The sequence below is a fragment of the Oerskovia enterophila genome, from assembly GCF_044748475.1.
In the GTDB taxonomy this organism is placed as follows: domain Bacteria; phylum Actinomycetota; class Actinomycetes; order Actinomycetales; family Cellulomonadaceae; genus Oerskovia; species Oerskovia enterophila.
This window is the reverse complement of sequence record NZ_JBIVFZ010000004.1, coordinates 1-25,319: the sequence shown is the minus strand read 5'-3', so window position 1 is coordinate 25,319 and position 25,319 is coordinate 1. Positions and strand designations below refer to the sequence as shown.

Annotated in this window: 16 protein-coding genes; 6 read left to right on the top strand and 10 right to left on the bottom strand. The window is 73.8% G+C overall.

The genetic code is table 11. From position 1 onward, the window contains the following. Positions 1 to 113: 113 nt before the first annotated feature. On the bottom strand, positions 114 to 2,930 hold the full coding sequence (locus ACIPWA_RS13130) for a DEAD/DEAH box helicase (RefSeq protein ID WP_400291600.1): 2,817 nt from the start codon (positions 2,928 to 2,930) through the stop codon (positions 114 to 116). 288 nt (positions 2,931 to 3,218) lie between these two features. Then, entirely contained in the window at positions 3,219 to 4,664 is a 1,446-nt protein-coding gene (locus ACIPWA_RS13125) for a M18 family aminopeptidase (RefSeq protein WP_400291599.1), read from the bottom strand. On the opposite strand from ACIPWA_RS13125, the gene ACIPWA_RS13120 reads away from it, so the two are divergent. Together ACIPWA_RS13120 and rlmC are read left to right on the top strand one after the other, a co-directional pair. Next, a complete protein-coding gene (locus tag ACIPWA_RS13120; protein WP_400290794.1) occupies positions 4,663 to 5,424 on the top strand; it encodes a putative protein N(5)-glutamine methyltransferase in 762 nt (253 codons plus the stop codon). The genes ACIPWA_RS13125 and ACIPWA_RS13120 overlap by 2 nt on opposite strands. 122 nt (positions 5,425 to 5,546) lie before the next feature. Further along, entirely contained in the window at positions 5,547 to 6,671 is a 1,125-nt protein-coding gene (gene rlmC, locus ACIPWA_RS13115) for a 23S rRNA (uracil(747)-C(5))-methyltransferase RlmC (RefSeq protein ID WP_400290792.1), read from the top strand. An 11-nt stretch (positions 6,672 to 6,682) separates the two neighbouring features. On the opposite strand, the gene ACIPWA_RS13110 is transcribed toward rlmC, so the two are convergent. Continuing rightward, the gene (locus ACIPWA_RS13110; protein ID WP_400290790.1) at positions 6,683 to 7,588 is read right to left on the bottom strand and encodes an SWIM zinc finger family protein; all 906 of its coding nucleotides are present in this window, start codon (positions 7,586 to 7,588) and stop codon (positions 6,683 to 6,685) included. Beyond that, complete coding sequence (locus ACIPWA_RS13105) at positions 7,585 to 10,614, bottom strand: DEAD/DEAH box helicase (RefSeq protein WP_400290788.1); 3,030 nt, start codon at positions 10,612 to 10,614, stop codon at positions 7,585 to 7,587. The genes ACIPWA_RS13110 and ACIPWA_RS13105 overlap by 4 nt, the downstream gene beginning before the upstream one ends. Before the next feature lie 135 nt (positions 10,615 to 10,749). On the opposite strand from ACIPWA_RS13105, the gene ACIPWA_RS13100 reads away from it, so the two are divergent. Further along, positions 10,750 to 11,529, top strand: a complete 780-nt coding sequence (locus ACIPWA_RS13100) for a TetR/AcrR family transcriptional regulator (RefSeq protein WP_400290785.1) — start codon at positions 10,750 to 10,752, stop codon at positions 11,527 to 11,529. A 13-nt stretch (positions 11,530 to 11,542) separates the two neighbouring features. Here the strand turns inward: ACIPWA_RS13100 and ACIPWA_RS13095 are convergent, their stop codons facing one another. Then, entirely contained in the window at positions 11,543 to 12,715 is a 1,173-nt protein-coding gene (locus tag ACIPWA_RS13095; protein ID WP_400290783.1) for a hypothetical protein, read from the bottom strand. Further along, entirely contained in the window at positions 12,712 to 13,311 is a 600-nt protein-coding gene (locus tag ACIPWA_RS13090) for a SigE family RNA polymerase sigma factor (protein ID WP_400290780.1), read from the bottom strand. The genes ACIPWA_RS13095 and ACIPWA_RS13090 overlap by 4 nt, the downstream gene beginning before the upstream one ends. A gap of 137 nt (positions 13,312 to 13,448) precedes the next feature. On the opposite strand from ACIPWA_RS13090, the gene ACIPWA_RS13085 reads away from it, so the two are divergent. After that, positions 13,449 to 14,225 (top strand): DUF998 domain-containing protein, encoded by a 777-nt coding sequence (locus ACIPWA_RS13085; protein ID WP_400290778.1) that lies wholly within the window; start codon positions 13,449 to 13,451, stop codon positions 14,223 to 14,225. Between the two features lie 13 nt (positions 14,226 to 14,238). Next, a complete protein-coding gene (locus tag ACIPWA_RS13080) occupies positions 14,239 to 15,093 on the top strand; it encodes an alpha/beta fold hydrolase (protein ID WP_400290775.1) in 855 nt (284 codons plus the stop codon). Positions 15,094 to 15,100: 7 nt separating this feature from the next. On the opposite strand, the gene ACIPWA_RS13075 is transcribed toward ACIPWA_RS13080, so the two are convergent. The 4 genes from ACIPWA_RS13075 to ACIPWA_RS13060 form a co-directional block, all read right to left on the bottom strand. Next, positions 15,101 to 16,753, bottom strand: a complete 1,653-nt coding sequence (locus ACIPWA_RS13075; protein WP_400290773.1) for a M15 family metallopeptidase — start codon at positions 16,751 to 16,753, stop codon at positions 15,101 to 15,103. Between the two features lie 285 nt (positions 16,754 to 17,038). Then, entirely contained in the window at positions 17,039 to 20,416 is a 3,378-nt protein-coding gene (gene lysX / locus ACIPWA_RS13070) for a bifunctional lysylphosphatidylglycerol synthetase/lysine--tRNA ligase LysX (RefSeq protein WP_400290770.1), read from the bottom strand. 113 nt (positions 20,417 to 20,529) lie between these two features. Beyond that, positions 20,530 to 21,936, bottom strand: coding sequence for a hypothetical protein (locus ACIPWA_RS13065; RefSeq protein ID WP_400290768.1), 1,407 nt, complete (start codon positions 21,934 to 21,936; stop codon positions 20,530 to 20,532). Next, on the bottom strand, positions 21,933 to 22,658 hold the full coding sequence (locus tag ACIPWA_RS13060) for an RNA polymerase sigma factor (RefSeq protein ID WP_400290766.1): 726 nt from the start codon (positions 22,656 to 22,658) through the stop codon (positions 21,933 to 21,935). Before ACIPWA_RS13060 ends, ACIPWA_RS13065 begins: the two co-directional genes overlap by 4 nt. Before the next feature lie 210 nt (positions 22,659 to 22,868). On the opposite strand from ACIPWA_RS13060, the gene ACIPWA_RS13055 reads away from it, so the two are divergent. Then, positions 22,869 to 25,172, top strand: a complete 2,304-nt coding sequence (locus ACIPWA_RS13055; protein ID WP_400290765.1) for a sodium-translocating pyrophosphatase — start codon at positions 22,869 to 22,871, stop codon at positions 25,170 to 25,172. Positions 25,173 to 25,319: the final 147 nt, after the last annotated feature.

The window sequence follows — 25,319 nt, the reverse complement described above, 5'->3', positions numbered from 1 at the left end:
TGACGTCGAGTGCATGATTCGGCCGCGGCACGCCCGGCGAGTCGCAGCCGAATCACGCACTCGACACACGGCCCGGGCCCGGGCCCGAGCCCGAGCCCGAGCCCCGGCCCCGGTCACGCAGGCGCGTACGCGAGCACCGCATCGAGGAGCCGGACCGCCGCAGCCTTGTCGAGCGGGTTGTTGAAGCTGCCGCACTTGGGCGACTGCACGCACGCGGGGCAGCCGTCCGCGCACGGGCAGCGCGAGATCGCGGCCCGGGTCGCGCGCAGCCACGTCGCGCCCAGGTGGAAGCCGCGCTCGGCGAAGCCCGCGCCGCCCGGGTACGCGTCGTACACGAACACCGTCGCCTGCTCGGTATCGACGTGCATCGCGGTCGAGACCCCGCCCAGGTCCCAGCGGTCGCACGTCGCGAGCAGCGGCAGGAGACCGATCGACGCGTGCTCGGCCGCGTGCAGCGCACCCGGCGCCGTCTCGGCGTCGATGCCCGCGGCCTCGAGGACCTCGGCCGGGACCGTCCACCACACGGCGGTCGTCGGGAGCGTGTGCTCGGGCAGGTCGAGCGGTTCGGTGCCCAGGATCTGCAGGTCCGGCAGGCGCCGGCGCTGGAAGCTCACGACCTGGCTCGTGACCTCGACCGGCCCGAACCCCCAGCCGATCGGCCCCCACCAGCGCTGGATCGCGGGGTGCGCGGCGTCGTTCGGGGCCGAGCCCCGCGGGACGGACGGCTCGTCGCCCGGGGCGGGCTCCGCCGTCGGGCCGTCGCCCGTCGCGTCGCCCGTCGGGGCGTCGCCGGACGGGGCGGACCCGACCGGGGCCGGGGCCTCGCTCTCCTCCTCGTCGCGGATCCCGTGGATAGCGATCTCCGTGACCGAGCGCGACCACGTCCCGAAGTCGACGTCCCGGCGTGCGACGAGCGCGACGCCGTCGCGCAGGTCGAGCGTCTCCACGACGTAGCTCACGCCCTGGTGCACGTAGACCGCGCCGTCGTGCACCGAGCCGTCGGCCGAGGCCGCGTCGACCGTGCCGAGGAGGCGCCCCGTGCCGGCCTCGACCACGCGCACGGGCGAGCCGCCCGAGCCGCGCAGGTCGGTCATGGCGGCGGCGGACTGGGCGTGGGTCCAGTACCACCCGGACGCCCGACGGCGCAGCGCACCTCGCGCGACCAGCACACCCAGGAGCTCGGTCACCGCGGCGGGGTCGCCGAACACGGCGAGGTCGGACTGCCTGAGCGGGACCTCGGCGGCCGCCGCGCACAGGTGCGGCGCGAGGACGTACGGGTTGGCGGGGTCGAACACCGTGGCCTCGAGCGGGGCTGCGAAGATCGCCTCGGGGTGGTGCACGAGGTAGGTGTCGAGCGGGTCCTCGCGCGCGACGAATGCGACCAGGCCGTCGGCTCCCGCGCGCCCCGCGCGCCCCGCCTGCTGCCAGACCGACATGCGCGTGCCCGGCCAGCCCGCGATGAGGACCGCGTCGAGGCCCGAGATGTCGACGCCCAGCTCGAGCGCGTTGGTCGTCGCGAGGCCCCGGATCGCGCCGCTGCGCAGGGCCTGCTCGAGCGCCCGGCGCTCCTCGGGCAGGTAGCCGCCGCGGTAGGCGGCGACCCGGCGTGCGAGCTGCGGCGAGACGACGCGCAGGTGGTCCTGGGTCTGCGTCGCGACGGCCTCGGCCCCGCGGCGCGAGCGCGTGAACGCGAGGGTCCGGGCGCCTGCCGCCGTGAGGTCGGCCAGGAGGTCCGCTGCCTCGGCCGTGGCCGACCGGCGTGGGCGCTCGGGCGAGTCGCCGGGCGTCGCGGGCTCGTCGGGGTCGCTCATCAGGCCCAGCTCGTCGTGGGCCGTGGGGTCGATCAGCAGGGACTCCGCGAGGGCCGCGTCGGCCGCCGGGTCGTTCGCTGCCGCGGCGCGGGCCTGTGCTGCCTCGTAGCCCAGGACCTCGGGGGGCTGCCAGAGCGCGAACGTCTTGCGGCCCGCGGGGCTCGTGTCGGTGTCGACCGTGACGATCTGCTCGGACGGGACCCCAATGAGCCGGCCGGCGCTCGCCGCAGGGTCGGCGGTGGTGGCCGAGGCGACGACGAACGTGAGGCGGTTCCGGGGCGCGCCGGCCGAGCTGCCAGGACGAGCGTGACCTGAGGGGCTCGATGGTCCCGACGGCCCGGACGCCGACAAGTTGTCAGAAGCGGGCCGGTCCATACCCCGGGGTGCTTCTGACAACCCCGCCGGTGGCGCGGGTGCGTAGTGCGCCGAGAGTCGGGCGAGGCGTCGCAGCACGAGCGCCACGTGCGCCCCGAACACCCCCCGGTAGGAGTGCCCCTCGTCGACGACGACGAAGCGCAGGTTGCGCAGGAACCGCGCCCAGCGCCGGTGGTTGGGCATGAGCGCGAAGTGCAGGAAGTCGGGGTTGGTCAGCACGACGTCGGCGTACTCCTGGACCCACTTGCGCTCCTCGAACGAGGTGTCGCCGTCGCACGTCGAGACCTTGACGTCGTTCGCGCGCGACGCGTCGAGGAGGCGCTGGAGGCCGTCGACCTGGTCGGCCGCGAGAGCCTTGGTGGGGCTCAGGTAGAGGACCGTGCCGCGCGTCCGGGCGCTCTCGATCCGGCCGGGGGCCAGGGTCTCGGCCGCGCGGTCCGCACGCACCGCGGTGAGTGCGGGCAACCAGAACGCGAGCGACTTGCCCGAGCCGGTCGAGGTCGCTAGCGCGACGTGCCGACCGGACCAGGCGGCCTCGGCCGCCTCGACCTGGTGCGCCCACGGTCGCTCCACACCCATCGAGCGGTAGCCCGCCACGAGCGACGCGTCGGCCCAGCGGGGCCAGTCGGCGTGCTGACCGGGGCGTCCGGGCAGGTGCTCGACGTGCGTCAGCCGGTCGGCGCGGCGGCCGCCCGCGAGCAGGACGTCGAGCAGGGCGCCGGGGCGGTCGGAGACGGTCGGCAGACCGGTGCTCGTGCTGTCGCGAGCGTCCGGGGCGCCGGGCCTCGAGAAGCCGCTCGACGGGCTGGTCGACGCGGCGTCCGGTTCCGGGGTTCGCGACGGGCTGGGCACGTCTCCGAGTCTCCCACCTGGGGCGTGCCGGGCCGAACCGTCGAGCGGACGCTGCCGCTGGCGGGCGACGAGGTAGACCCGTGTGCGCGAGGTAGTGCCCCAGGGGGGTCTACCTCGCGCACACGGGTCTACCTCGGCAGGAACAGCATGCAGCGATACGTCAGCGCGTGTCCTCCGTCCTCAGCCCGCGAACACCTGCCCGATCGCCCGCGACAGGTAGTACGGGTCCGCGACGGCCGTCAGCTCGCGCGCCGAGTGCATCGAGAGGATGGGCGCGCCCACGTCGACCGTCCGGATCCCGAGCCGGGTCGCGGTGAGCGGACCGATCGTCGACCCGCAGGGCACGGTGTTCTCCGAGACGAACTCCTGGCTCGGCACGCCGGCTGCCGCGCAGGCCGCGGCCCAGGCTGCCGCGCCGTGGGCGTCGGTCGCGTACCGCTGGTTGGCGTTGATCTTGAGGATGGGACCGCCGCCGGCCAGCGGCCGGTTGGCCGGGTCGTGGCGCTCGGGGTAGTTGGGGTGGACCGAGTGGCCGACGTCGCTCGACACGCACAGCGACCCCGCGAGCGCACGGTGCCGGTCCTCCTCGCCGGCGCCGAAGCCGGCGCTGATGCGCGCGAGCACGTCGGCGAGGAACGGGCCGCTGGCCCCCGAGCGGGTCTCGCTGCCGATCTCCTCGTGGTCGAACGCCGCGAGCACGGCGACGGGCGCCCCGTGCCGCCCACGACGGGCCCCCGTGGACGCCCCAGGCGCCCCCGCCGCCACCTCGAGCAGCGCCGTGAGCCCGGCATGCACCGACAGCAGGTTGTCGAGCCGACCCGAGGCGAGCAGCTCCTCGTGCGCCCCGAAGATCCGCGGGGCCTGGGTGTCGGCTACGACCAGGTCGTACCCGCCGACGTCCGCGGCTCGCACGCCCGCGTGCTCGGCGAGCAGCGCGAGCAGGTCCGCGTCGGGGGCTCCGAGCGCGCCGAGACCCCACACGGGCTGGGTGTGGCGCTGCTTGTCGAGCGTCAGACCCTCGTTCGCGCTCCGGTCGAGGTGGATCGCAAGCTGGGGGATGCGCAGCAGGGGGCCGGTGCGGACCAGGTGGCTGCGGCCGTCCAGCGTCACGAGGCGCCCGGCGAGCTCGAGCTCGCGGTCGAGCCACGAGTTGAGCAGGGGACCGCCGTACACCTCGACGCCCGCCTGCCACCAGCCCTCGCGGCCCGTGGTCGGCTTGGGCTTGAGCTTGAAGCCGGGGGAGTCGGTGTGCGCGCCGAGGATCGCGAAGGGCGTCGTGGCGCTCGCCCCCGCGGGCGTCGCCCACGCGATGACGGCACCGTCACGCACGACGACGTAGCGCCCCTCCGCGCTCGCGAGCGGCCAGGCGTCGGCCTCGTCGAGCAGCGTGAAGCCCGCCTCGACCGCGCGCCGGGCGACCTCGTGGGCCGCGTGGAACGACGAGGGCGAGGCCTCGACGAACCGGGCGAGGTCCTCGGCGTGGGTGCGGGCCTGCGGGGACGGACCCCGTGGGGTGGCGACCACGGGAGTGGTGGGGCGGGCGGGGACGGGGGCTGCGGCGTCGGGCACGGGTCCATTATCCGCCCGCGCGCCCTGCCCACCGGGTAGTAGCGTGAGTCTCCCCATGACCCCGTCGGACATCGTGCTCACCCTCCGCGCCGCAGGCTGCGTGTTCGCCGAGGACGAGGCAGACCTGATCGTCGCCGCAGCGACCTCCCCCGCCGAGCTCGACGACATGGTCTCGCGCCGGGTCGCGGGGCTCCCGCTCGAGCAGGTCCTCGGCTGGGCCGAGTTCTGCGGCCTGCGCATCCTCGTCGAGCCCACGGTGTTCGTGCCCCGCAGGCGTTCGGAGCTCCTCGCGTCCTCCGCCGTGGAGGTCACGGGGGAGGACGCGACGGTCGTGGACCTGTGCTGCGGCACGGGCGCTCTCGGGGCGGTGCTGCGCGCAGCCCGTCCCGGCATCGACCTGCACGCCGCTGACATCGACCCCGCGGCCGTGCGCTGCGCGCGCCGGAACCTTCATGGACAGGTCTATGAGGGCGACTTGTACGACGCCCTCCCCGACCAGCTGCGAGGACGGGTCGACGTGCTCGTCGTCAACGCCCCGTACGTCCCGACCGAAGCGATCGGGACCATGCCCCCCGAGGCCCGGCTGCACGAGGCCCGGGTCGCGCTCGACGGGGGCGCAGACGGGCTCGACGTGCACCGACGGGTCGCCGCCGACGCCGCGGCCTGGCTCGCCCCGGGCGGTCACCTCCTGATCGAGACCAGTGCGCGCCAGGCTCCCGTCGCCGTCGGGCTCTTCGAGCGGGCCGGGCTCGTCGCCCGGACCCTGACCGACGACGACCTCGGCGCGACCGTGGTGATCGGCACGAGCTGCCGGTAGCGGTCGCCCGGCCCGCGCGTTCCCCAGGCCCGCGCGTCCCGGACCACGGACGTCCCCGGCCCGCACGTTCCCGGCCCGCACGCTGGGCCGGTCCGTGAGGCCCGCCCCGTAGACTCGGGGGAATGCAGTGCCCCCACTTCGACGCCCACGAGTGCCGTTCGTGCACCCTCATGGGGCAGGGCTACGCCGCGCAGCTCGCCGACAAGCAGCGGCACGCGGGCGACCTCCTCGCGGCGCACGACGGACTGCGGTGGGACCGCCCGTTCCCGAGCCAGGAGTACGGCTTCCGCAACAAGGCCAAGATGGTCGTGGGCGGCACGGTCGAGCACCCGACGCTCGGCATCCTCGACGCGGGCGGGCGTGGCGTCGACCTCCAGGACTGCGGCCTGTACCCGGCCGACCTCCAGGCAGTCTTCCCCGTCCTCGCGGCGTTCGTCACGCGCGCGGCCCTCACGCCGTACGACGTGACGACGCGGCGCGGCGAGCTCAAGAACGTGCTGGTCACGCAGTCGCCCGACCGCGAGCTCATGGTGCGCTTCGTGCTCCGGTCGCAGGAGCCGGTGTCGCGCCTGCGCAAGCACCTGCCGAGCCTGCTCGACGCGCTGCCGCAGGCGCGCGTGGTGTCGGCCAACATCCTGCCCGAGCACAAGGCGGCGCTCGAGGGCGACCAGGAGATCCTGCTCACCGAGGCCGACACCCTGACCATGCGGGTCAACGGCATCGAGATGCACCTGCGCCAGCAGAGCTTCTTCCAGACCAACACCGAGGTCGCCGCGGCGCTGTACCGGCAGGGGCGCGAGTGGGTCGACGAGGCCGCGCCGTCGAGCGTCTGGGACCTGTACTGCGGCGTCGGCGGGTTCGCGCTGCACTGCGCGTCGCCGGGGCGTGACGTGGTCGGGATCGAGTCGAGCCGTGAGGCGATCGTGAGCGCCGAGCGCAGCGCCGCGCAGGCCGGGTTCGACGACGTGACGTTCCGGGCCGGTGACGCCACGGCGTTCGCCCTCGCGGCCGAGCGGGTCCCCGACCTGGTGATCGTGAACCCGCCGCGGCGGGGGATCGGCGCGGAGCTCGCGGGCTGGCTCGAGTCCTCGACCGTTCAGCAGGTCGTCTACTCGAGCTGCAACGCCGAGTCGCTGGCCCGCGACCTCGCGGCCATGCCGTCGCTGCGCCCCGTGCGAGGGCGGGTGCTCGACATGTTCCCGCAGACCTCGCACTACGAGGTCATGGTCCTGCTCGAGCGCGCCTGAGACCTGGGCCGTCAGCGGTCCAGAGCCGTGAGCCGCTCGGCGGCGGCGAGGGCCGCCGCGGCGAGCACGGCTCGCAGTGCCGCGACGTCGACAGGGGTCCCGTCGGGGGTCCGGTCCGGGACGCCGGGGAGCAGGTCGGCTGCCGCGGGCGGTTCGGGGACGTCGGGCGGCGGGGGCAGCTCGCCCAGGACACGGGGGCCCGACGGCGCCGCTCCTGTCCCTGTGTCGCTCGCCGGGTCGTCGCCCGGGTCGGGCGACGGGTGGTCGGCCATGCCCTCGCCGCCGGTTCCGGTGGGGCCGCTCGTGGCGGTGCGCGACGTGAGGTCGCCCGCCGTGAGGTCGCTTGGTGTCGACATCCCCCGCAGCGCGTCGAGCACCTGCTCGCGCGAGCGTCCGCGCAGCAGGAAGAGCACGAACGGGTCGGCGTCGAGCAGCCAGCCCGCCTGGTAGCTGAGCGCCGCCGCGTGCAGGCAGGGCAGGTCCCAGGTGGGGCAGTCGCACGCGGGTTCGAGGTCGCCGATCCCGGGGAGCAGCGTGACGTCGGCGTCGAGGGCCGCAGCGACGACGTCGCGCGGCATCTCCCCGGCGAGCAGGGCAGCGAGCCGCCCGGACCGCGAGGCGAGGGCTTCGAGGAACCTGTCCCACTCGTCGTCGGACAACGGTTCGAGCGAGACGACCGTGTGGTACATCTCCCCGTCATCATCTTGTACGCGCGCCTGGACCGCGCCGGGGCTGACCGTGATCGGCCCGACCCGACCGGTGCGCGCGTAGGCGCGTCCCTTCTTGAGCGGGCCTGCGTCGAGCGCGAACTCCTCCATGGCGCGCACCCAGGAGCGCGCCCACCAGGACTGCCCCCGGCGGACGGCGCCCTGGGCGGTACCGGTCGGGGGGAAGGCGGGGAAGCCCACGGCGCTCATGAGCGCCCCCTCTCGCCGGCGGCGGACGATCGCTCGCCGCCGTCGGCTCCCCGCAACGACACCAGCTCGGCCAGGTCGGCCGTGCTGAGCTCGGAGATCGCGCCCTCGACACCGCCCGGCGCCAGGACCGCGTCGGCGAGCTCGCGCTTGGACTCGATCATGCGGGCGATGTGCTCCTCGATGGTTCCCTCGCTGGTCAGGCGGTGCACCTGGACGGGCCGGGTCTGGCCGATCCGGTACGCCCGGTCGGTGGCCTGCTCCTCGACGGCCGGGTTCCACCAGCGGTCGTAGTGGATCACGTGGTCGGCCCGCGTGAGGTTGAGCCCGGTGCCCGCGGCCTTGAGCGAGAGCAGGAACACGGGCGGCATCTCCTCGGTGGCCTGGAACCGGGCGACCATCTGCTCGCGCTGGGCCACGGGCGTGCCTCCGTGCAGCAGCATGGTCGGGACGCCACGACGCGCGAGGTAGGACTCGAGGAGTCGGGCCATCGCGACGTACTGCGTGAACACGAGGATCGCGCCCTCCTCGGCCCGGACGGTCGCGACGAGCTCGGTGAACGCGTCGAGCTTGCCGGATCGCCCGGACAGCCGCGGTTCGTCCTCGTGCAGGTACTGGGCGGGGTGGTTGCAGATCTGCTTGAGGTGCGTGAGCAGCCCACCGATCCTGGCGCGCCGCCCCATGCCCTCGGCCCGGTCGATCTCCTCGAGCGCCGACCGCACGGCGCCCTCGTAGAGCCCCACCTGCTCGGCCGTGAGCGGCACGACCTGGTCGGTCACGGTCTTGGGCGGCAGCTCGGGCGCGATCCCGGGGTCGGACTTGCGTCGCCGCAGCAGGAACGGTCGGACCAGCCGGGATAGCCTCTCGGCCAGCACGGGGTCGCGGGTCTGCTCGATCGGGTCGGCCCACCGGCGCCGGAACTGCCCGCGCGAACCCAGCAGCCCGGGGACGAGCCAGTCCATGACGGCCCACAGCTCGGTGAGGTTGTTCTCGACGGGCGTCCCGGACAGGGCCACGCGCGCTTCCGCGGGGACCGTCCGCAGCGCCTTCGCGGTGCCCGAGCCCGGGTTCTTGACGTGCTGGGCCTCGTCCGCGACGACGAGCCCCCAGCGGTGCGCCGCGAGCACCGGGTGGGCCTGCGAGGAGTCCGACAGGACCGTCCCGTAGGTCGTGAGCACGAACCCGTCGGTGACCCCGCGCAGGTCGCGCGACGCGCCGTGGAAGCGCCGCACAGCGACGCCCGGCGCGAACCGGCGGATCTCCTGCTCCCAGTTGCCCAGGAGCGAGGCCGGGCACACGACCAGGGTGGGCCCGGCGCCCGCCGCCTCCCCGGTGGGAGCAGCGGCGTCGTCGGGCCGGGGGCGAGCGCGGTGCAGGTGGAGCGCGATGAGCGTGACGGTCTTGCCCAGGCCCATGTCGTCCGCGAGACACGCGCCCAGGCCCAGCCCTGTCAGGCGTGCGAGCCAGCGCAGGCCGTCGAGCTGGTAGTCGCGCAGCGACGCGTGGAGTCCCTCGGGCGCGACGACGTCACGCGCCGGGGACGGGTCCTCGAGCTCGGCGCGCAGCCGGTCGAGCCAGGGCGTCGGGGTCACGGCGAGCTCGTGGTCGCCCACGCGGGCGACGCCGGTGAGCGCGGCCGCGACGGCGTCGAGCGCGGAGACGGGCTGGGGCGAGCGCCGCGTCGCGGCCGTGGCCGCGGCGGGATCCGCGAGGACCCAGCGCCCACGCAGCTGCACGACGGCGGAGCGCCCCTCCGCGTGGACGCGCGCCAGGTGCTCGCGCTCGTCCGCGGTGAGCCGCACGCCGTCGAGCGTCAGCTCGTGCGTGAGCGTCATGGGTGACGGCGAGCCAGACCGCGGACGGCCGTGGCCGGGGGAGCCGAGCAGCGCGGGAAGGGCCCAGCGTTCCTCGTCAGGGTCGTCACCGGGGACCTCGGTCGGGGAGAAGACCGCGACGGACCGCACCTGACCCGCGAGGTGGGCGGGCCACCCGACCGCGATCCCGGTCGCCGCCAGCGACGCGGAGCCCTCGGCGAGAAGCTCGCGGACGTCGGCCGGGGCGAGCACGAGCGAGCCCGGGACGGCCTGGTCGAGCAGCCCGTCGAGCGGGGGCCAGGCCACCGCTCCCGCGCGCAGCCGGACCAGGACGTCACCGATCGCCTCCTGGGCCTCGCGTGCTCCCTCGCCGGTCCGGGCCGACGCCCACAGGTCCGCGGCAGGGCGGGTCCCGGTGGGGCCGCGGACGATCACGGTCGCGAGCCAGTCGCACGTGGCCAGGTCTTCGTGGCGGTCGCCGTCGGCCGGAGACCCGTCGCCCTCGGCAGCACCTGCATCGGTCGCACGGCGCACGAGCGGCTCGAGCCGCAGGCTCACGGCCACCCGTGGGTCGAGGAGCGCCGCGGCATCGTGCGCCCAGTCCGTGAGCTGGTCGGGAACCGGGGGCGCGCCGGCTCCCGGCGCCGCGACCAGGCCGCGGGCCACCCCGCGAGGCACTCCGGTGCTCGCTCCGGCCTCCCTGACGAGGGCGTCCGCCACGGCATCCATGGCGGCCCGGACCAGGGCGGTCCGCGCGTCTGCGTCACTCCTCGGGCCCGCCCCTCGTTCGTCGAGCGGTATGGCGCCGGCGAGCGCGTGCACACGGTCGAGCGAGGGGCCGTCGAGCGGCCCGAGCCGCCACCTGGCCGAGGGTGGTGTGTCGGCGGTCCCGGCAGAGCCCGCCGACCCGGCGGTGCTCGCCGACCCGGCGGTGCTCGCCGACCCCGCGGTGTTTGCCGGCCTCCCGGTACCCGACCCGACCGAGGCCGCCCCGACCACGGGCACCAGGTGTCCTGCCGCGACGTGGCTCAGGGCCTCGGCGCACACCGCGCCCCAGAACACCTCGGAGGGCGACGCGTCGCCCGAGGCCCACGCGTCGAGCAGCGCGTCGACGGTCCCCGTGTCCCAGCGTGCCCGTGCGGCATGGCCGTCGGTGCCGTGCTCGCCGGACCCGCCAGGTCCGGCTCCGGCCGGGTTGCGTGCTGCGAGGGTCACGTGGCCTTCCTGGTACGCCGTCCGTCGACGTTTCCCGAGCCGATCAACGTACGATGTACGCAGATCATTCCCGACAGTTCGGGTGAACGTCGGGCACTCCTCGATGATCCCCGACCCCGACCGAGGAGGCAGCCCGTGCCGACCCCGACGCCCAGCCCCGCACCTCCCGCGACGCCGCGCGACCCCGCGCGGACCCTCGCCCTCCTCTGGGGTCTGCACGCCGACCGTGGCGCACGGGGGCCCCAGCAGTCCCGGACGCCCGACGAGGTGGCGCGCGCCGCCGTCGGGCTCGCGGACGAGGACGGGGCGCTCACGGGGCTCTCGATGCGCAAGGTCGCAGCCGCGCTGGGCATCGGGACCATGTCGCTCTACACCTACGTGCAGAACAAGGACGACCTCGTCGACCTCGTGGTCGACCGCGCCTACGGCGAGCTCTACCCCCAGGGGCACGCGCCCGGGGCGACCTGGCAGGACCGGCTGCGTTCCGTCGCGCGAGCCAACTGGGACCTGTTCGCGGCCCACCCGTGGCTGCTCGACATCGACCTCGCGCGCCCCGTCCTGGGGCCGGGGGAGACGCGCAAGTACGACGTCGAGCTCCGCGCGATCGAGGGCGTCGGCCTCGACGACGTCGCGATGGACGCGACCGTGACGCTCGTCGTGGGACAGGCGACGACCGCGGCCCGGCGCGCTCGTGCGGCCAGCGCCGCGCACGAGGCGAGCGGCCAGACCGACGACGAGTGGTGGGCCGCGAACGCCCCGCTGCTCGAACGCATCAGCGCGATGAGCACGTTCACGGTCGCGGGACGCGTCGGGGCGACTGTCGGCGAGGCCCAGCAGTCGGCGTACTCGCCCGAGGCCGAGCTCGACTTCGGGATCGAGCGCATCGTCGCGGGCGTCGAGGCACTCGTGGCCTGAGGTCGTCCGACTCTCACGGGCCCAGGCTGACGAAGCCACCGATCTCCGTACCGACCCGGGCGACGTCGGCATCCGAGACCCGCCAGGGCCCTCCTGGCACGACGATCGGGGACTTCCCGGTGGCCGGAGCGAGGTCGAGGGTGCCGTACGCGACGATCCTCGACGGGTCGAGCTGCGTCGCGTCGACGCCGGGGCACCAGTCGGGGGCCGCGAAGCTGACCGGCACCGAGTCGTGCGGAGCGAGCGTCGACCGGGAGCCTGTGTCAGGGAAGCCGACGGTCTGAGCCACCACGACGCCACCCTGCACGAGGTGGACTGCGCCCCAGCCGACGTCGACCGTGACCGACGAAGCGGTCCCGTTGGTGAGGGACAGCGACAGGTCCGGTGTCTGGTCCCCGGGCAGGGTCCCGGTCGAACCGGCGACGAGCTGCAGCCCGGCCTCGACGACCAGGTGGTCCGGGACCGACGCACCGCACGCGAACGAGGACGCGTCGACAATGTCGGTGACCTCCAGCGAGGAGGGCGCCGAGACGATACTGACGGGCGTGCCATTGGTGCCGTCCCAGGTGTCGAGCGCGTCAGGCCCGGCCAGCTCGTCGACCTGGAGCACGCGATAGGCCGTGTACGTCCCCGCCGGGACGACGGAGGTCCCGTCGTCCTCCCCACCCGTGCACACCTGGGCCCCTGCGACGCCCAGCACCTGTGACTCGCCAGGTCCCACGTCGACGGGGACGAGCGGCTGCCCCTCCATCAGCGTCATGGCGACCACCCGACCGTCCTGGACCAGCACCGTGCGCGCCGACCCGTTGGAGGCGGCGAAGAACGGGGTGTCGGAGACGTTCGTGACCTCGACCTCCCAGGGGTTGACGTCGGTGAGGGTGAGCGTCGTCGTCGGGACGATCTCGCTCTCGGGTGTCCCGCACTGGATGGTGTCACCCGCGAGCGGTTCCACGACGGCCGGCGCCTCTGCGGGCGCCGGAGCGTCGGTTCGGATCGCAGACCAGTCCACGGCTCCTGCCGCCACGGCCACGGCGAGCGACAGGGCTCCCAGCGTGCCTCCGACGGCCGTACGACGGCGACGCCGCACCCTTCGCACCTGGAGGGCGACCACCTCGGGCGACAACCCTGTCGTCTCGTGCGCCACGCTCCTGCTCAGCGCCTGCAGCTGATCGTCGATCCTGGTCATGAGTCAGCACTCCGGGGGGTGGGGCGGGAGATGAGAGGGAGGACGGCGACGTCCTCGTCGTGCTCGGCGTCGCCGTCGTCCAACGGGCCGAGGATCGTCTCGAGCCGGGAGACGGCGTTGTGGAGGTAGCGCTTGACCGTGCCGGGATGCAGCTTCATCCGTTCGGCGGTCTGCGGCACGGTCAGGTCGTCGAAGTACCGAAGGACTACGCACGCGCGCTCCTGGGTCGAGAGGCAACCGAGGGCCGAGCGGATGTCGGCGGCCTGGTCGACGTCGATGCGTTGATCGTGCTGCTCCGGCATCGTGAACAGGTGGCGGATCCCTGCCCACCGTCGGGACCTGCGATAGGCATCGATGTGGAGGGTGAGGATCGTCCGTCGCACGTAGGCCTCCATCGCGTCGGGCGAAGCACCGTCCCGCATCCTGACGAACACCTTCACGAACGCCTCCTGGACGAGGTCCTCCGCTGCCTTCTGCTCCCCGACGAGCAGGTAGGCATAGCCGACCAGGGCGGGGCCACGGGCCCGGACCAGCTCGGTCAGGCGGTCGTCCACCGCGCGACCGCGCCGTCCGTCGCTGTCGGTCCTGCTCGACATGGGGCTCCTCAGGGGTGGAAGAACTATCCTCTCGTCACCGGAGACGAACAGGTGCAGCGAAACGTTGTAGTCGTCGCGGGGTGAAGTGGACCGAGCGCCGAAGAGGTGGTCGGACGAGAGAGGGTGGTGGCGGTCGGATGGCGACTGGGTCGACGACCGGGCAGCACCGGCTGGTCACGGCGGCGCAGGTCCTGCTCACCCTCGCCGGGGTCCTCTACCTCGGGGTCGTCGTCGAGGCGGCGGCGGGCTGGCCCCTCGACCCCGCGCGGTCCTACCTGTCCGAGCTGGCCGCGCTCGACCAGGCCACCTCGCCGCTCTTCCGGTCCACGGACGTGGCGGCGGGCGCCCTGGTGCTCGTCGGCCTCGCCCTCCTGGGGACGGCCTACCGGCTGGCCCGTCGAGCGGGCGAGCCGACCGCCACGCTCGTGCAGAAGGTGACGTTCTGGGCGTTCGTCGCGTTCGGCCTCGCGACCGTGGCGGACGCGCTGCTGCCGCTCGACTGCGCGCTCTCGGTGGGCGACTGCGCCGCACGCGAGGAGGCCGGGGAGCTCAGCCTCGCTCATCAGGCCCACACCTTCTCGAGCGTGGCCTCGGGCGTCAGCTCGTTCGTCGCGAGCGCGGGGGTCGTGTGGCTCGCCCGCGTCCGACGGCGCACCCCCCTCGGCATCTCGGCCCGCCTCGCGGGCGCGCTGGGACCGCTCCTGGGGGTCGTGACGGGCACGATCGGCCTGTTCGGCAGCCCGCTCCCCGTGGGGACCGGGATCGTCCAGCGGGTCCAGATCGTCGCGTTCTCCGTGGTGCTCGTGCTGGCCGCGCAGGTCCTGACGCTGCGCCAGCCGCACCACGGGGCACCGGAGACGGACGTTCCCCAGGACCGCAGAGCGCGCTCACCGGCGTCGCACAGCGAGCCGTGATGGACTGTGCCGCATGGCTTCGGCGATCACCACACCGGCACCCACGACCTGGGTCGTCCTCCCCGGTCTCCTGCTCGCTCCCTCGGACATGGAACCCGTCGCCCGGGTCGTGCGCGAGCAGTTCCCGGACGCGACGGTCCGGGTGCTCGACTCCTGGGACACCGCCGTCACGGCCCCCGTCGCGGCGATCCGTGCCGAGCTCGGGCTGGCGGACGACCAGGCGCCGGGCAGCGTCGGGCTCGTGGGGCACAGCGTGGGCGGTCTGGCCGCGATCGAGTGGGCGCTGACCCACCCCGAGGAGCTCGGGGCCGTGCTGCTGCTCGACCCCACGACCCCGTTCCTTCCGCGCCGTCCCGAGCGGCCTGCGCCCGTGGGGCTCACGCTCCTCGCCGAGCGTGTCGTCCACACGAGCGGGCTCCTGCTCTCGCGCTGCCGGGCGGTGACGAGGCGGGGACCCGCACTGCGTCGTCGGGCCTGGTACGACGCGACGAACCGCCCCGACCCCCTGCCCGACGACGAGGCCGTCCGCCGCTACGGCACGCCCGAGGCGTGGCGCCTGCTCACCGGGCAGTACGAGCAGAGCTGGGCGCAGGCCGAACGGGTCACCACGCTCTTCGCGCGCGACGCGAGGGCGCTGCGGCGGCTCGCGGTGCGCCCCGTCCAGCTCGTCGGCTGGGGCAGGCGTGGTCAGGGCGCGTTCTTGCGGGACGAGCGTGAGCTCGGTGCGCGCCTGGGCGCGAGCGTCTACGGACTGCGGGGCGAGGGGCACATGTTCCCGCTCACCCGTCCCGACGTCGTCGCGCAGGTGCTGCGTGGGGAGGTGCCCGACGGGGCGGTGGCTCCCGTCGTGGAGGCAGAGTTCCGCTGAGCGCGCGCTACCAGCCGGACGCGTACTCGAAGTGCCACGGCTCGGGCTTGGACCCGTTGCTGCGGGCCCACGGCGGGTTGTCCCAGCCGTAGAGCGGGGCGTTGGCGCGCAGCCACTTGTACTGGGCCGAGCCGGGGTTCGAGGCGGGCGAGGTCAGGTCGATCGCCAGGCCCCATCCGTGGTTCGACGTGCCAGGGACCGCCGCGAGGCCGGGCTTGGCGGCGCGGGTCGAGACCTGGCTGGAGTACGAGCGGTACGAGTCGGTCAGGCCGATCGGCTCGCCGAAGCGCTGCTGGTAGGCCGCGGACAGCTCCTCGAGCATCGCCGCCGCGTCGCAGCGCAGCATGTGGCTCCGGGCGAACGAGAGACTCGTGAGCGCGGAAGCCGGGATCCGCCCGTTCGCGAAGTTCGTGGACCCGCACTGGGCGAGCAGGTTCGCGGCGCGCACGCGACGTTCGGCAGCGAGCTCGGCGGGAGTCGCCGGTGCCGGTGTGACGCCGGAGGCTGCCGTCTCGCCGAAGTCCTGGAGCAGGACCGCGACACGGTTCGCCGCGCGGGCGACGTCCTCGCTGGTCGCGGGAGCGACTGCCTCGGTGTCGACCTCCGCTGCGGTCTCCGTCGTCAGGGCCGTGCGCTCGCTCGAACGTGAGGCGCGGTCCGTGCCCTGAGCACGCTCGGCGATCAGGGACTCGGTGAGCGCGGCCAGCTCGGCCTTCGCGTCCGCGAGGTCCTGCGGGCTGGTGGCACGCTCCGCAGCCGGCCCGTCGGCGCGGGTGAGCAGGTCCTGTGCCTGGCTGAGGAGCTGCTCCTCGGCGTCGACCTCTTGCTGGGCGAGCTCGGTCGTCGCGTCGCCGGTCTCGTCGTCCGCGAGGTCCGTCCGCAGACCGCCCGGGGCGAAGTCTCCCGAGGCGGTGCCGGGGAGGACCAGGGGGACGCACGCCAGAGCGCCCACGAAGGCAGCGCCCGTCGCGGCGCGGGCCACGAACTTGGAGCCGAACAGGGGGCCGCGCGTGGGCATGGCCGAGGCGACGACCGGGGTGGGACCCGTGGCCGGTCCGCCGGCCTTGCGCTCGCGCCGCGTGAGGGGGGCGAACGGGTGCTCGTCCGTCGTGGCCGCGCTGAACCCGGTGGCGACGAACGGTGCGGGCGGGGTGGCGACGACGGGCGTGGGAGCGGAGCGCAGGGGGGTCGGCGCCGGGACCAGGACGACCGGGATCTCACCCGAGGGGGTCTGCAGCGGCGCGACGGGCTCGGCGGCACGCTGGATCCCCGTGGGCGGGAAGGGAGAGGTTCGTGGGGCCGCAGGCCGGGCCGCGACCGGCGTCTCGACGGGAGCCATGGCGCGGGCCGCGGCGGCCGGGGAGAGTGCCTGACGGGTCGGTGCGGGCGCAGCGTGCGTGCTCGTGAACGGTGCGGGAGCGGAGAACGGGGCCTCGACGCGGGCCGGCGCGTGAGGTGCTGCGGCGACCTGAGGTACCGCGAACGTCGAGGGGCGGGGCGAGGTGTGGCGGTGCTCGACGTGCAGGGTGTCTGCGTGGGCGCGTCCGTCGACCCCGGCCGCGGCGAGCTCTCGCGCGCGGAGCTCGGCCTGACGTTGACGCCGCGTGGGGGTCGGCACTGCGCCGTGCGGGCGCTGCTGGACCGGTGCGGACGTTTCCACCTGACGTGACTCCTGTGCTCTGGACGACCTCCCGGGGGAGGACTCTGCTGACTGCCGTGGTGCGGGAGCCAGTGGTCGTTGCCGTCCGTGCTGCGCCCGATCGCCGCCTACGTTACCCGTTCGTTATCGCTCCGTGTGACGCCATCCACACCCCGTGCCGAACTCTCCGCACGGTGGTGCGGAAAACTCGTGCGGAGGTTCGCTCGGCGGGACGCGGGGCAAGCCCGCGGTCGTCCGGTACGCGAAGGTTGCCGGGATGCGGGGGCGGGGCCACCGAGGTCCCGCTCAGCCGCGACCCGACGGCCGGACGAACGGGAACGCGAGCGTCTCGCGGATGCTCGCCCCGATGAGCATCATGTAGACGCGATCCACCCCGATCCCGAGCCCGCCCGTGGGGGGCATCGCGAACTCCAGGGCGGACAGGAACTCCTCGTCGACCTCCATGGCCTCCGGGTCGCCCGCGGCGGCCAGCAGGGACTGCTGCGTGAGGCGCTCGCGCTGGTCCACGGGGTCGATGAGCTCGGAGTACGCGGTGCCCAGCTCGGCGCCGAACGCCACGAGGTCCCACCGTTCGGCGAGCCGCGGGTCGCGGCGGTGCGTGCGCGTCAGCGGCGAGGTCTCGAGCGGGAAGTCGGTGTAGAACGTGGGCTCGACGGTCTGCCCCTCGACGAACGCGTCATAGAGCTCGGTGACGATCGCGCCGTGCGTCATGGTCGGGGTCCAGTGGACGCCCTTCTCCTCGCAGATGGCCTGGAGGGTCTCGAGCGGGGTGTCCGGCGTGACCTCCTGGCCCACGGCCCGGGACACGGCCCCGTGCACGGTGTGGACGGGCCACTCGCCGTCGAGCCGGACGACGGTCCCGTCGGCCCGGCGCGAGATCGGCTCGCCGTGCACCGCGATCGCGGCCTCGATGATGAGGTCGCGCGTGAGGACGCGCATCGAGGTGTAGTCGCCGTACGCCTGGTAGGCCTCGAGCGACGTGAACTCGGGGTTGTGGGTCGCGTCGGCGCCCTCGTTGCGGAAGTTGCGGCCCAGCTCGAAGACCTTGCCGACCCCGCCGATCGCGAGTCGCTTGAGGAACAGCTCGGGGGCGATGCGCAGGTACAGGTCCACGTCGTACGCGTTGATGTGCGTCGTGAAGGGGCGGGCGTTGGCCCCGCCGTGCACGCGCTGCAGGATCGGGGTCTCGACCTCGATGAACTCGCGCGCGGCGAGCGAGTCGCGGAGCGACTTCACGGCCGCGCTGCGTCCGCGCAGGACCTGGGCCGTGCGGGTGTCGAGGGCGAGCTCCATGTGCTTGAGCCGGACCTTGGCCTCGGCGTCGGCGAGCCCGCGGTGCTTGTCGGGAGGGGAGGTCAGGGCCTTGGAGGCCATGCACCAGGCGGTGCCGTGCAGCGAGAGCTCGCCGCGTCGGCTGCGGGTGAGGTCGCCCGTGACGCTCACCTGGTCGCCGAGGTCGACGGCTCGGCGCCACAGCGCGAGGTCCGGGCCCGGCCGGTCCGCGGTGAACATGACCTGGATCTCGTCGGTGCCCTCGCGCAGGTCGGCGAAGATCACGCCGCCGTGGTCGCGCAGCCGGACCACGCGCCCGACGACGGACAGGTCGCCCCCGGTGGCCACGTCGCCCGGTGAGGTGCTCGCCCCGGCCGGCGCGCCGCCGTCGGGCACCTGGGTGCCCTGGTGCACGGCCTCGCCGATCGAGACGGTCCGGGGGACCGAGACCGGGTAGGGCTCCATGCCCGCGGCCCGCAGGACGCCGAGCTTGGCGTGGCGCGTGGCCTGTTGCTCGGTCAGGCGGCGCGTGGGCGCCGAGACCGTGAGCAGTGCGGTCTCCTGGGCGCGCACGGCATCGGCGAAGGCCGCGGAGATCTCGGGCCGGTGCAGGTCCGGAGAGCGGTCTCGGCGGTGGAGGAGGTTCGGGGTGTTCGGCAGGAAGCCCTCGGCCTGCCCGACCGCGAAGATGATCTGCGTGAGCTGGCCCGCGTTCTGGTAGCAGAGCAGGCGGGGCTTCCAGTCCGGCAGGTACTTCTCGTTCGACTTGTAGAGCGAGTCGAGCTGCCAGAACCGCGACGCGATCAGCAGCACCCGGCGGTTGAAGCGCTGGACCGGCGTCGCCCCGATGCGGGCACCCTGCTCGAACGACCCGCGGAACATCGCGAAGTTCATCGAGATGCGGTCGATCCCCATGCCGCGGCCCGCGGCCACGAGCTCGGTGACCATGAACTCGGTGACGCCGCTGACTGCCTGCGGGTGGCGGCGCATGACGTCGAGCGACAGGCCGCGGCGTCCCCACGGCACGAACGACAGGAGGCCGCGCGGGTTCCCGTCGGCGTCGTGCGCCGAGACGATCATCTCGCGCGGGTCCGCAGGGTCCCCGAGGCGGCTCAACGACATGGAGAAGCCGCGCTCCTCGCCGTGGCGCCACTCGTCGGCCACGGCGACCAGCTTCGCGAGCTCGTCGGGGGCGATCTCCGACTGGCGGCGGACCAGGACGCGGTAGCCCTCGCGCTCGGGGCGCGCGACCGCGTGCCGGACGGACCGCATGGCCGGGCCGTCGAGGTTGAAGGTGCGCGTGTTGATGATGGCCTCGTCGCCCAGCGCGATCGGGTGCAGGTCCACGGCCTGGAAGGCCTTGGCGCCGAGCTCGCTCGTCGAGAGCACCGCGGGGACCCAGCCGAACCTGCGGGCGTGCGCGCGCCACTGCTCGATCGCGTCGGGCCAGCTCGCCTTGTCGCCGATCGGGTCCCCTGCGGCGAGGCACACGCCCGAGATGACCCGGTAGGAGATCGCCGCGCGCTGGTCCTGCGAGAAGACCGCGCTGCGGTCCCAGCGGGTCGCGAAGTACTCGAGCGAGTCGTCGCTCGGGTGCTCGAGCAGCAGCTTGCGCACCGCGAGCTCGTCCGCGGCCTCGACCTTGGCGTCGTGGGGTGCCGATCGCATGAAGACCGCGATCGCCAGGACGAGCGCCAGGGCCGAGATCAGGCCCGCGACGAGCGCGAGCCACGCGGGACCCGTGCCGTCCGCGTGCAGCGGGTAGTCGCTGGGTGCGAGGCCCGTCGCGACCGACAGGCTCCAGTTCACCCGGTTGCGGATCCCGTGCAGGGTGTTGGGGACGACCTCCAGGAGGAGGAGGGTGATGAGTGCCGAGAGCGCGACGCCGACGACGAGCACGAGGATCGCGCGCCACCAGGCTCCCTTGCTGACCTTGGCGGGGAACGCCGAGCGAGCCGCGATGAGCAGGACGACCGCGACGACCGCGACGACCCAGGACGCGATCTCCAGAGGAGAGAGGACCAGGCCGTCGGAGCGCAGGGCCTGCTTGTCGTCGTCGAACACCCAGAGCAGCCCGACCGCCAGCCCCAGCACCGCGACCGGGAGCTGCCACAGGAGGACCACGAACCACAGGGCCGCCCGTTGCCTGCGCAGGAGCCCGCTCGCGATCACACCGACCAGGACCACGGAGAACACGCTCGGGAACGTCGGGAGGTTGAGCACCGCGAGCCAGTCGCTCACGGTCCGCACGAACCCCGGGGCGAACAGGAGCAGGATCAGCGCCAGCACGAGCCAGAACGCGACGGCCTGCACGATCCTGCCCGTCCAGGACGCGACCGCCTCCGCCCAGGGAGGGGCGGACGTGCGGGAGAGAGAGGTCGAGCGGGGCATGCGTGCTCCTTGAGGCCGGCGGTGCACCCATTCAAGCGCAGGAGCGGTGGTTGCGAGAGGTGAGCCGGCCGTGGGTCGGCCGGACGACACCTGGCGGTGACGTCCGGCCGTGCTCACTCGATCGTGAGCCGGATCGGCTCGGAGACGACGTCCCGATCGAAGAAGCCGAACGGAGGCCGCGTCAGGTCGGCCTCGACGGTCGCCCCCCAGGTGCCGTCGTGGAGGCGGACCGAGTAGCTGACGGGGCGGTACATCTCGATGCCGTAGAGCTCGTAGTCACCCGCGGGGAGGACGTCCTCGAGAGTGACCGGTGAGCCGTCGTGGTCGCACCGGATCGCGTGCGTCTCCGCGACGTCGTGCTGCGCCGAGCTCTCGTCGAGCGACACCATGGTCGAGGTGTCCGTGCTGCCGAAGGAGTACGAGACCACGCGGCCGTCCTTCACGACGGCCCAACCGATCTCGCCCGTGAAGTCCTGGTAGGTCACCCGTGCGGCGGGGACAGCGGCGAGCGTGAGCGCCATGGTGGTCGACGAACCGCGCGTGAGGCGAAGTCGAGGCTGGTCGAACGTCAGTCGTGCGAGCATCTCGGGGCCGGTCGGTTCCGGCACCGGACCCAGGCACCGGATGTCGGCCCTCGTGGCCTCCGCAGGGAACGGGAACGAGACCGTGGGGGACGCGAAGGCGCCGGGAACGACCGGGTCCGGTCCTTCCGTGACCGTGAGGGGCACCGGGTCGGCGACGAGCCACCCGTCGAACAGCGACCCGGTCGTCTCCTCGCCCCAGGTCCCGTCCGGCTGGATGGCCGAGAGGCCCGTGAGCGGGAACCGGTGCAGCGCGAACACCTCGTAGTCACCCGGGGGGAGCGGCGAGGGCTGCGCGCCTGCCGGGCCGCACGACGCTGACGACGCCACGTCGATCTCCCAGGCCGCCGAGGAGCCGGGGGCCGGCGTGGCCTCACCTGTCGTCTCGGCAGCGGGGAGCGCCGAGCTGACGATGACCCCGCCCTGGGCGACCACGTACGCGCCCGTCGCCGAGTCGGCGTACCGGAGGCGTGCGTCGCCGTCGAACCGCAGGAGGGTCGGTGCGGTCGCGGAGCCGGCGGTCTGCACCGTGAGGTCCGGCACCCCGACGCTCAGACGGGCGGGCAGGTCGTCGCCCGTCGGGGTCGGAGCCGGCTGCTGGCACGCGAGCGCCGCGGCGTCGATCCCGGCGGGGAACGTCGGGGTCGGTGCGGGCGTCTCCGTCGGGTCCGCGGAGGGCGACGGGGACTCGGCCGGGGCCACGGGCTCGGGCCGTACGTCCTGCGGGAGCGCGATCGCCGCGACGCCGAGCGCCCCGGCGACGCACAGCGTGGTCGCCCCGAGGGCGACCTTCTTCGCTGCCCGACGGCGTCGCGTCCGTCCGCGGACGACGTCGAGGTGGGTGTCGAGACCGGGGAGGGACGCGTCGTCGACCAGGTCGCGCAGCGCGCGGCTCAGGTCGTCGTCGTGGTTCGAGGGTCCGTGGTCGGTGGCGCTCACTGGGTGTTCCTCCCGTTCGTGGTGCTCGGTGTCGTCTCGACGGGCTGGGTCGGGTCGGGTTCTGGACCCGACCCGACCACTGCCGGGCGCGTCGGCGTCGTCGTGAGGGCCGGATCCCCCTGTGTCGTCGTGACGACCGCAGGTGTCGCGCCGAGCGTCTGCTGCATGACGGCCATCGCGTCGGACAGGTGCCGCTTGACGGTCCCCTCGGCGCACCCGAGCTCCTCGGCGATGCGGGGCACGGTCAGGTCCTCGTAGTACCGGAGCACGACGCACGCGCGCTGTCGCGGCGTCAGTCCGGCGAGCGCCTTGGCCGTGTCGGCGCGGGCCGACGCAGGTGCCTCCGGGCCGGGGACGGTCTCTCGCTGCCCGACGAGGTGCCTCAGCCCGAGCCAGCTCCGTCGCCGGCGGTAGCCGTCGAGGTAGAGCGTGAGGATCGCTCGTCGTACGTACCCCTCGAGGTGCGCGACGGGGCGGTCGGCCTCGCTGCCGGGGGCGTCGTCGAGCGTGAAGAGCCTCGTCCCGCCCTCGGGTGCCGTGGCCGCGGGCTGTCGCGACGGCGTCGGACCCCTTCCGCGAAGCCGTGAGAAGACCTTGACGAGTGCGTCCTGCACCACGTCCTCCGCATCGCGCCTGTTCCCGCAGAGCAGGTAGGCGTACCCCGTGAGCGCTTGCCCGCGCTGTGCTGTCAGCGCGGCGAGCTCGTCGTCCCAGGTGGCCACCGGTCCCCCTTCGTCGTGCACCGGACCACCCGTGGTGGGTGGTGTCACTGATCATGACGGGCGACCGCGCCGGATCGTTGGGGTGCTCGCTCGTGAAGACCTGCACGACGTCGCGTGACGTGCGCCACACATGGCTAGACTCGGGCGCATCCTCCGGGGGTGCCGGAGGCCAGCCGGTGACCCCGGTCCAGCAGTCGTCAAGGAGGACGGATGCTCACGCTCAGCTCCACCAGTCTCACGATCGTCGCGGTGATCGGGGCCATCGGGCTCGCCGCGCTGGTCTTCGCCTTCGTGCTCAGACGCCAGGTCCTCGCGGCGCCCGAGGGGACCGCGAAGATGCAGGACATCGCGCAAGCGATCCAGGAAGGTGCGTCGGCCTACCTCAACCGGCAGTTCCGCACGCTCGCCCTGTTCGCGGTGATCGTGTTTGGTCTCCTGTTCCTGCTGCCGGGGGACGCAGGCATCAAGGTCGGTCGTTCGGTCGCGTTCCTCGTGGGGGCCGGGTTCTCTGCGTGCATCGGCTACCTGGGGATGTGGCTCGCGGTGCGCGCGAACGTGCGCGTCGCGTCGGCTGCGACCAGACCCGGCGGCCGTGCCGAGGGGGCCCGCGTGGCCTTCCGCACCGGAGGCGTGGTGGGGATGTCCGTCGTGGGTTTAGGGCTGCTCGGTGCGGCAGGGGTCGTCCTGCTGTACCGAGGGGACGCGCCGGCTGTGCTCGAGGGGTTCGGGTTCGGGGCTGCTCTGCTCGCGATGTTCATGCGCGTGGGTGGCGGGATCTTCACCAAGGCGGCGGACGTCGGTGCCGACCTGGTGGGCAAGGTCGAGCAGGGGATCCCCGAGGATGACCCGCGCAACGCGGCGACCATCGCGGACAACGTGGGCGACAACGTGGGGGACTGCGCGGGCATGGCCGCGGACCTGTTCGAGTCCTACGCCGTCATGCTCGTCGCGGCCCTCATCCTGGGCAAGGCCGCGATGGGCGAGCAGGGGCTCGTCTTCCCGCTGATCGTCACGGCGATCGGCGCGTTCGTCGCGGTGCTGGGCGTGTTCATCACGCGTATCCGTGGCGAGGAGAACGGCCTGCGGGCCATCTACCGCGGGTTCTACCTCTCGGCGCTGCTCGGTGCGGTCCTGGCGGGCGTCGCGGCGTTCGCGTACCTGCCGTCGTCGTTCTCGGAGCTGTCGGGCACCGCGGACCTGGGCGACGTCACGAGCGACCCGCGCGTGGTCGCGGCGCTCGCTGTCCTCATCGGCGTGGTCCTGGCGGGCATCATCCTGTGGGTCACGGGCTACTTCACGGGCACGACGTCGAAGCCCACCCTCCACGTCGCCGCCACCTCGCGCACGGGGGCGGCCACGGTCGTCCTGTCCGGCATCGGGGTCGGGTTCGAGTCCGCGGTGTACACCGCGGGCATCATCGCGGCAGCGATCTGCGGCGTCTTCCTCATCGCGGGCGGCTCGGTCTGGCTGTCGCTGTTCCTCATCGCGCTCGCGGGCTGCGGGCTCCTGACGACCGTGGGCGTGATCGTCGCGATGGACACGTTCGGACCGGTCTCCGACAACGCGCAGGGGATCTACGAGATGTCCGTCGGCGAGGCGGGCGACGGCGACCCGGAGGCCGCGCAGATCCTCACGGACCTCGACGCCGTGGGCAACACGACCAAGGCCATCACCAAGGGCATCGCGATCGCGACCGCGGTCCTTGCTGCGACCGCGCTGTTCGGGTCCTATGCGGACGCGGTGGGCGGAGCGCTCGCGGACATCACGAACCCGGCAGGGGGGCTCGTGGTCTCGATGCTCGACTACTCGATCATCTCGCCCATCACCCTGGTCGGCGTGATCCTCGGGGCGGCGACCGTGTTCCTGTTCTCGGGCCTCGCGATCGACGCCGTGACCCGTGCGGCCGGCGCGATCGTCTACGAGGTGCGCCGCCAGTTCCGCGAGCACCCGGGGATCATGACGTACGACGAGCGGCCCGAGTACGGCAAGGTCGTGGACATCTGCACGCGCGACTCGTTGCGCGAGCTCGCGACGCCCGGCCTGCTGGCCGCGTTCGCGCCCATCGCCGTGGGCTTCGGCCTGGGGGTGGGCCCGCTCGCGGGCTTCCTCGCGGGGGCCATCGGCGCGGGCGTGCTCATGGCGGTCTTCCTGGCGAACTCCGGCGGGGCGTGGGACAACGCGAAGAAGATCGTCGAGGACGGCGCGTACGGCGGCAAGGGGTCCCCGGCGCACGAGGCGACCGTCGTCGGCGACACCGTGGGCGACCCGTTCAAGGACACGGCCGGGCCGGCGATCAACCCGCTGCTCAAGGTCATGAACCTGGTCTCTGTGCTCATCGCCCCCGCTGTCGTGCTCCTGAGCGTCCCCGAGGACGCCAACCACGCCCTGCGCATCGGCATCGCGGTGGTGGCCGCGGGCATCGCGTTCGGGGCGGTCATCCTCTCGAGGCTGCGCGCGGCGCGCGTCGACCGTGAGCAGATGTCGGAGGAGCCGCAGGCGGTGCGCACGAGCTGAGACTCGTTCACCGACGAGTTGTCAGAAGTGGGGGGGGGGGGGGCCCCCCCCCCCCCCGGGGGGCCCCCGGGGGGGGGGGGGGGGGGGGGCGGGGCCGGGGGGGCGGGGGGGCGGGGGGGCGGCGGGGGGGGCGGGGGCCCCACCGGG

What these genes read in the sequence shown, in the direction of transcription:
- ACIPWA_RS13120 (WP_400290794.1), top strand. Translation starts at nt 4,663, where the DNA reads ATGACCCCGTCGGACATCGTGCTCACCCTCCGCGCCGCAGGCTGCGTG.
- ACIPWA_RS13080 (WP_400290775.1), top strand. Translation starts at nt 14,239, where the DNA reads ATGGCTTCGGCGATCACCACACCGGCACCCACGACCTGGGTCGTCCTC.
- lysX (WP_400290770.1), bottom strand. Translation starts at nt 20,416, where the DNA reads ATGCCCCGCTCGACCTCTCTCTCCCGCACGTCCGCCCCTCCCTGGGCG.
- rlmC (WP_400290792.1), top strand. Translation starts at nt 5,547, where the DNA reads ATGCAGTGCCCCCACTTCGACGCCCACGAGTGCCGTTCGTGCACCCTC.
- ACIPWA_RS13125 (WP_400291599.1), bottom strand. Translation starts at nt 4,664, where the DNA reads ATGGGGAGACTCACGCTACTACCCGGTGGGCAGGGCGCGCGGGCGGAT.
- ACIPWA_RS13095 (WP_400290783.1), bottom strand. Translation starts at nt 12,715, where the DNA reads ATGACCAGGATCGACGATCAGCTGCAGGCGCTGAGCAGGAGCGTGGCG.
- ACIPWA_RS13090 (WP_400290780.1), bottom strand. Translation starts at nt 13,311, where the DNA reads ATGTCGAGCAGGACCGACAGCGACGGACGGCGCGGTCGCGCGGTGGAC.
- ACIPWA_RS13110 (WP_400290790.1), bottom strand. Translation starts at nt 7,588, where the DNA reads ATGAGCGCCGTGGGCTTCCCCGCCTTCCCCCCGACCGGTACCGCCCAG.
- ACIPWA_RS13085 (WP_400290778.1), top strand. Translation starts at nt 13,449, where the DNA reads ATGGCGACTGGGTCGACGACCGGGCAGCACCGGCTGGTCACGGCGGCG.
- ACIPWA_RS13055 (WP_400290765.1), top strand. Translation starts at nt 22,869, where the DNA reads ATGCTCACGCTCAGCTCCACCAGTCTCACGATCGTCGCGGTGATCGGG.